Genomic DNA, 6,670 nt, shown 5'->3' with positions numbered 1-6,670 from the left:
TCCAACTCCTCGGCCCGCACGGCGAGGTCCTCCACACCGGGGTGCGCGGCGACAATGACGCCCGTACGCGTCAAGACCTCCAAGGCAAGGTGTGCGGATGGGATCGAACGTGCCCAGCATGGCAGTTCCCGGCGCCGGGCCACTGCGAAGTCGCGTGCTCTCGTACCGTCGCAGGCCGGGTGGCCGCGCCTGACGCAACGAAGCACCATGCCGCCGATCCGCTGCCGGTGGACGGCGAATTGGCGGGCGGGGAAACGTAAGGCCGAGGGGGAAACGTAAGGCCGAGCTGGACAGGGCCTAACCGAGCCGCGCCCCGAGTTCGGTGGCGGCGGCGACGACAGCAGCGCTGAGGAGGGCGAGTTTGGCGTCGGCCCGCCTCGCCGGACCGGATACGGACAGCGCACCGCAGGCCACGCCCTGCTGGTTCCGTACCGGGGCGGCCACCGCGCAGAGGTCCCATTCGCTTTCCTCCATATTGGTGGCGTAGCCGGTCTCCCTCACCTTCTCGAGCTCGGCCTCGAGCGCCCGGCGGGTGCTCACCGCGCGCTCGGTTCCGCCTCGCAGCCGCGTGCCCGGATAGCGGCGCCGCAACTCTTCGCGGGAAAGCTCGGCGAGCAGCACTTTCCCCGCGGCAGACGCGTGCGCCGGGCCTCGCTGCCCAGTACGCACTCCGGCACGGATTACCTGCTGGCTCTCCACGCCTTCGATGAAGACGGTCTCTGTGCCTTCCAGTACGAGCAGATGCGCGGTCTCGGAGGTGTCTTCGACGAGCTTTTCCAGCAGGAGACGTGCTTCTTCGCGGAGAGAGACCGCCCCCATCACGGCGATGCCGAGCCTGGCCAGGGCAGGCCCAGGTCCGTAGCCCTTGGTCTGGGGGTCCTGGCGGAGCAGGTCGCGGGCCTGCAGGGTGGTCAGCATCCGATGAGCGGTCGACCTGGCCACTCCGAGCTCGGCGGACACGTCGGCAACTCGCAACGACGGGTTGTCCACCAGCATCAGCAGGATCCGCGCGGCGTTGTCGATCGATTCCACCGGGTAAGCGGCCGGCACTGCCACAACCCCTCCATCTCGCCGTCGTCACTGCGGCGCGGCTGTTCTGGTGATCGGAATTGGATTTCGCTTGCCAGAATAACCGTAGTCCCCCTCGACGTCCCGGCGGATCTCGCGAGTCGGTCCGCAGCCGTGTTGGTGGTGCGCCACGACGCCGCCGGAGCCGCAGGAGCCGCCTTCGAGCAACTTCCGCGAGCGGATCGCAGCGGGTCCTTCCCGCCGGTCAACGTCACCACTGTGGCCGCCATCCCGCCGATGTACCACCCCATCTTGTTCTGCTGGGCAGAGTGCATGCCGCTCAGTAGAACATCGCGTGTTGACCGCGCACGGGGGGCGAGTTACTGTGCAGAACATGATCTGCCTTGCAGAACGCTGTTTCGGAGGAGCGCCGTGACGACTCCAACGCCGTCCGTCGCGGAACTCGGCCATGTCGGCCTGCGCTGTCACGACGTGAGCAAGCAACTCGCGTTCTACACCGAAGTCCTCGGCCTGACGGTCACCGACCACGACGAGCGGCTGGGCATCTGGTTCCTGTCCGCCCGGCCGGACACCGAACATCACGAGCTGCTCCTGGCCGAGGGGCGGGATGCGCCGGTCGGCATCAAACTCATCCAGCAGGTGTCGTTCCGGTGCGCGCGCTTCGAGGACGTCCTCGGCTTCCATCGGCGTTTCCGGGAGCACGACGTCCGGCTCGACATGATCGTCTCGCACGGCAATGCCGTCGGCGTCTACTTCTACGATCCGGAGGGCAACCGGTGTGAGGTCTACTGGCAGACCGGGTTCGTGGCACGACAGCCCTTCGTCGAGCACATCGACATCGAGACCGATCCTGAGGAGCTTCTGGACACCATCCGGGCTTCGGTCGAGCGCCACGGCGCGACGGGTTTCACCGAGGAGAGTTATCGCGCCTGGACGCGCGAACAAGCGATGCCGGCCGATGGCGCCGCAGCCAAGGAGGTAAGGCAGTGAAGTTCGTTCGCTACGCGGACGGCACATCCTCACGCGTCGGCGTGGTGGACGGTGACCTGGTCCGGGTCGTCGACGGTCTGGCGGACCTGCTGCCTCTCATCGAGGCCGGCGAGGCCGAGTTGCTCGCGGCTGGACGGACCGCGCTGCGGCGTGGCGCGACCGTGCCGCTTCCGGGCATCGTTCCCCTGTCGCCGATCGCGACGCCTCCGACCGTCCGCGACTTCTACGCCTTCGAACAGCATGTCCGGGCAGGGCGCGCCTGGCGGGGCCTGGAGATGGAACCGGACTGGTATGAGCTGCCCGTCTTCTACTTCTCCAACCCCTACGCCGTGATGGGCTGCGAGCCGGTGCCGATGACGCCGGGTGCGGAGCGTTTCGACTTCGAACTGGAGGTCGCCGCGGTGGTGGGGCACGGCGGCCGCGACCTGACCGCCCAGGACGCCGAACACGCCATCGCCGGTTACTGTGTGCTCAACGACTGGAGCGGCCGGGACGTTCAGCAGCGCGAGATGAAGCTGTCGATGGGGCCGGTGAAAGGCAAGGACACCGCGACGAGCCTCGGCCCGTACTTCGTGACCCCGGACGAGATCGCCGACTTCCGCGAGGGCAACGGATACCGTCTCGAAATGACCTGCACGGTCAACGGTGCCCTCTACTCCCGCGCCCTGTGGTCAGACATCCACTGGTCGTTCGGCGAGATGATCGCCTACGCCTCCCGCGGCGCCGAAGTGAGGCCGGGCGATGTGATCGGCTCCGGCACCTGCGGCACCGGCTGCATCCTGGAGCTCTCCCGCACTCACGACTCGGCGACCTACCCCTGGTTGCAGCCGGGCGACGAGGTCGTCGCGGCGATCGAAGGTCTCGGCGAGTTGCGCAATACCGTCACCGAGGCGGCACCGGTCATTCCGTTGCGAACCCGGGGCGCGACAGGGCAGGAGGACGGAACACGACCGCGATTCACCGACGGAGCCGCGCGCTGATGGACGCTCCCGTATCGGCGGAGGACCCGGCCAAGCTTCGGGCCGCGTTGCTGCGTGCCATGCCGATGTCCCGAATGCTCGATTACGGCATGGACCACGGGGACGCCGTCCACCTGGCCAATGCGGCCGTCTCGGAACCGTGGCACGAAGTCGCGACCCGCCTGGCCGAGGCGCAGTCGACCCGCGCGGAGGCGGCCGCCGACCGCGGTGATGTCGAGACCGCGGTCGCGTGCTATCGCCGGGCAACGGCCTCACTGATCTTCGCGCAGATGGCCTTCAACACCGACCACCCGGCCAAACGCGCGCTCTACGTCCGGCTCACCCGGGCCTACCAGGCCGCGGCCGAGCTCGACACCGAGTTGCGCGTGGAACGGCTGTCGATCCCGTTCCGGCAGAGCCACTGCACCGCCTGGTTCGTGAGTCGCTCCGACGCTCGCCCTGGCCCCACGGTGGTCATTGTCGGCGGGCAGAGCGGTTGGGGCCCGGCCTTTCATCAACAGGCCGAAGCCCTGGCCCGGCGGGGACTGTCCGCTGTCCTGCTCGAGGCACCGGGCCAGGGCGATACGCGCATGGCCGGGGGACTTCACCTCGACGGGAACGTCGACCGGGCCTTCAGCGCTGCCCTCGACGCCGTGCGGGCCCGTACCGGCCACGACGGCCGGTACGGGGTGTGGGGAAACAGCCTCGGTGGACTGCTCGCCGCCCGTGCCGCGGTGCACGACAGCCGTTTCGGCGCGTGCTGCGTCAACGGGGCCAACGCGAAGCCGGAACCACTGCCGTTCCGGACCGCACGCGAACAATCGCGGGCGCTCCTGGGCGTCGACACCGACGACGAAGCCGCCGCCGTCTTCCGCACCCTGTGGCTCGACCCGGCGGTCGAGCGCACGAGCGCCGCGATGCTCGTGCTGCACGGCGGCAACGACCCGCTGGTCAGCCTCGACCAGCAGAAGGTGTTCCTCGACCTGTCGACGCATCCCACCCTGCGGGTTTGGGACGACGGCGACCACACCATGTACAACCACTCGGCCGAGCGCACGGAGTTTGTCTGCGACTGGTTCCGTGCCCAGCTCGGCCGCGCGTGACCCAGGCGACCACACATCCGACTCCCAACAGCTGACAAGACCATTGAGGTGACCATGAAAGCTATTGCACTCCCGCGTTACGGCGGCGCGGACGACCTGGAGCTCACGGACCAGCCGACACCGGCGGTCGCGCCCGGGGAGTTCCTCGTCCGGGTCAAGGCGGCCGGAGTGAACCCGGGCGACGAAAAGATCGCCGTCGGCACTCTCGACGGCATCATGGTGACCCACTTCCCCCTCATCCCGGGCTTCGAGATGTCCGGCGTCGTCGAGGGTCGCGGTTTCGGCGCCACCGAGTTCGAGATCGGCGACGAGGTGATCGGCTTCGTCGTCAAGGACTGGGCGCAGAACGGTACCTACGCCGAGCTGGTTTCAGCCCCGGCCCGCACTCTGGCACGCAAGCCGGCGTCCTGGGACTGGCTGCATTCGGCGTGTCTGCCACTGAACGGGCTGACGGCTTACCAGGCCATCAAACGCATCAACATCGGCGAGAGCGACACCGTCCTGATCCACGGGGCCGCCGGTGGGGTCGGTACGCTCGCCGTGCAGATCGCCGCCACCCGGGGCGCACACGTCATCGGCACCGCCAGCGAGCGCAACCACGATTACCTGCGTGAACTCGGCGCCACACCGACCACCTACGGAGAAGGACTGGCCGAGCGGGTGCGCGAGCTCGCGCCAGAGGGCGTCGACGCGGCGCTCGACTTCTACGGCGGGGACGCGGTGGCCGTCTCGCGGAAGGTCTTGAAGGATCCCGCGCGGGTCGCCTCCGTGGCCGACATCGCCGCTCCCGAACAGGGTGGCCAATTGGTGTGGGCACGCGCGAACGCCGACGAGCTGACGGAGGTGGCTGCGCTCGCCGAGTCAGGGAAGTTGTCCGTCCCCGTGAATCGCTCCTTCCCGCTGGAGCAGGCCGCCGACGCCTGGCGGATGCTCCACGCGGACAGCCGCGCCCGCGGCCGGATCGTACTGGACATCGACGCCGCCTGAGGTGGTCTTCCGGCACGTACACGCTCCGGTGTAAGCGAAGGGTTGGGACACATGAAGCTTGCCGATGGACCCCGCACATCCACGATCACGCCGGATGCCGTGGATGCGGATGTCCTCATCATCGGGTACGGCCCGGTCGGTCAGACCCTGGCTGCTCTGCTGGGGGCGTCGGGGCACCGCGTGCTGGTGTGCGAACGGCGGGTCGGGCGCTACGAGACGCCACGAGCCGGACACTTCGATCACGAAATCATGCGCGTCTTCCAGTCTTTGGGCATTGCCGACGATGTAAGGCACATTGCCGAACCAGCTCGTGTGTATGAATTCCTCGATCCCGACGGAGGCGTGATTTCTCGTCTGCCAAGGGACTGGAGCGCTCCCTCCGGCTGGGACGCGTCGTACCACTTCTACCAGCCGGAACTCGAGGACGCCCTGGACGCGGCAGTCCGCGGAGCATCCACTGTGGACGTTCGTTTCGGTGCGGAGCTGGTCGACCTGCGCCAGGGGACCGACCACGTGGTGGTGACGCTGGCGGACGGCGGGGTCGTCACCGCTCGCTATGTGGTCGGGGCAGACGGCGCCAACAGCGCGGCACGCACGCTCTGCGGCATTCCGACGAAAGATCTCGGTTTCCGGGGCGACTGGCTGGTCGTTGACGTCCGGCCTCGGCCTGGCGCCCCGACCCTGGACATCCCGGACACCGGCCAGGTACTCGATCCCGCGAGGCCGAACCACATGGGCCGGGTGGCTCAGCGGTACTTCCGCTGGGAGTTCATGCTCGTCGAGGGCGACGATCCCACCGAGATGGTGAAGCCGGAACGCGTCTGGGAGTTGCTCAGGCCCTGGATCGGCCCACAGGAGGGGGAGGTGATCCGGCAGACCGTCTACCAGTTCCGATCCACCGTGGCCGATACGTTCCGCCACCAGTCGGTTCTGCTTGCCGGTGACGCTGCTCACGTCATGCCGCCATTCCTCGGACAGGGCATGAGCTCTGGCATCCGAGACGCCGCGACCCTCGGCTGGATGCTCGACCTCGTGCTGACCGGCGCCGCGGACCCGAAGCTGCTGGACCTGTACACGCTCTCGAGAAGGCCACAGGTCATCGACTACATCGAAGAGTCGGTGCGGGTAGGGACCGTCGTCTGCGAGACCGACCCCGTTCGTGCCGCGCGACGTCGTGAGGAGATGCGGTCGGCGACCGAGCTTCCGCCACCGTTCGAGCCGCCTGTCGGCGCAGGCTTCCGCGACGGACAACCGCTGGCCGGCCACTTGGCTGTACAGCCCTTTCTGCGTACGAGCGGCGGGAAGGCCGAGCGGTCCGACGACGTGCTCGGCCGCGGGTTCACCCTGTTCAGCTTGGTCGAACCGGACGCGGCGACGACCGCGGCCGTCTCGGAACTCGAGCGCGCGATCGGGCTGCGGTCCGTGGTGGTTGGCGCCGAGGGGATCCAGGAAGAGGGCGAGGCGCTGAGCGACTGGCTCAAGGAGTCCGGTGTCGTGGCCGTGCTGGTTCGCCCGGACTTCTACGTCTTCGGCACTGCTACCGAGCTCTCCGAGGTGGCGGGTCTGCTCACCTCACTTCGCGCGAGCTTGTCGCTGGTGTAG

Annotated in this window: 6 protein-coding genes and 1 pseudogene; 6 read left to right on the top strand and 1 reads right to left on the bottom strand. The window is 68.2% G+C overall.

Annotated features, from left to right (window positions below; genetic code table 11):
- A pseudogene (locus ABD329_RS32540) lies at window positions 1-260 on the top strand (hypothetical protein); the annotation flags it as partial.
- A gap of 37 nt (window positions 261-297) precedes the next feature.
- Here the strand turns inward: ABD329_RS32540 and ABD329_RS32535 are convergent.
- A complete protein-coding gene (locus ABD329_RS32535) occupies window positions 298-1,056 on the bottom strand; it encodes an IclR family transcriptional regulator (RefSeq protein ID WP_198277118.1) in 759 nt (252 codons plus the stop codon).
- 384 nt (window positions 1,057-1,440) lie between these two features.
- Here ABD329_RS32535 and ABD329_RS32530 point away from each other — a divergent pair, with 384 nt between their 5' ends.
- From ABD329_RS32530 to mhpA, 5 genes are read left to right on the top strand one after another with little or no spacing between them, the layout of a single operon-like run.
- Window positions 1,441-2,019 (top strand): VOC family protein, encoded by a 579-nt coding sequence (locus tag ABD329_RS32530; protein ID WP_198277119.1) that lies wholly within the window; start codon window positions 1,441-1,443, stop codon window positions 2,017-2,019.
- Window positions 2,016-2,999, top strand: a complete 984-nt coding sequence (locus tag ABD329_RS32525) for a fumarylacetoacetate hydrolase family protein (protein ID WP_198277117.1) — start codon at window positions 2,016-2,018, stop codon at window positions 2,997-2,999. The genes ABD329_RS32530 and ABD329_RS32525 overlap by 4 nt, the downstream gene beginning before the upstream one ends.
- Window positions 2,999-4,081, top strand: a complete 1,083-nt coding sequence (locus tag ABD329_RS32520) for an alpha/beta hydrolase (protein ID WP_198277116.1) — start codon at window positions 2,999-3,001, stop codon at window positions 4,079-4,081. Before ABD329_RS32525 ends, ABD329_RS32520 begins: the two co-directional genes overlap by 1 nt.
- Window positions 4,082-4,135: 54 nt before the next feature.
- On the top strand, window positions 4,136-5,068 hold the full coding sequence (locus ABD329_RS32515; RefSeq protein WP_198277115.1) for an NADP-dependent oxidoreductase: 933 nt from the start codon (window positions 4,136-4,138) through the stop codon (window positions 5,066-5,068).
- Between the two features lie 51 nt (window positions 5,069-5,119).
- Window positions 5,120-6,670 (top strand): bifunctional 3-(3-hydroxy-phenyl)propionate/3-hydroxycinnamic acid hydroxylase MhpA, encoded by a 1,551-nt coding sequence (gene mhpA, locus ABD329_RS32510; RefSeq protein ID WP_198277114.1) that lies wholly within the window; start codon window positions 5,120-5,122, stop codon window positions 6,668-6,670.

Origin of the sequence: Streptomyces javensis (assembly GCF_039525925.1) — a bacterium.
GTDB classification, from domain to species: domain Bacteria; phylum Actinomycetota; class Actinomycetes; order Streptomycetales; family Streptomycetaceae; genus Streptomyces; species Streptomyces asiaticus.
This window is presented reverse-complemented; position numbering and strand designations above follow the sequence as displayed.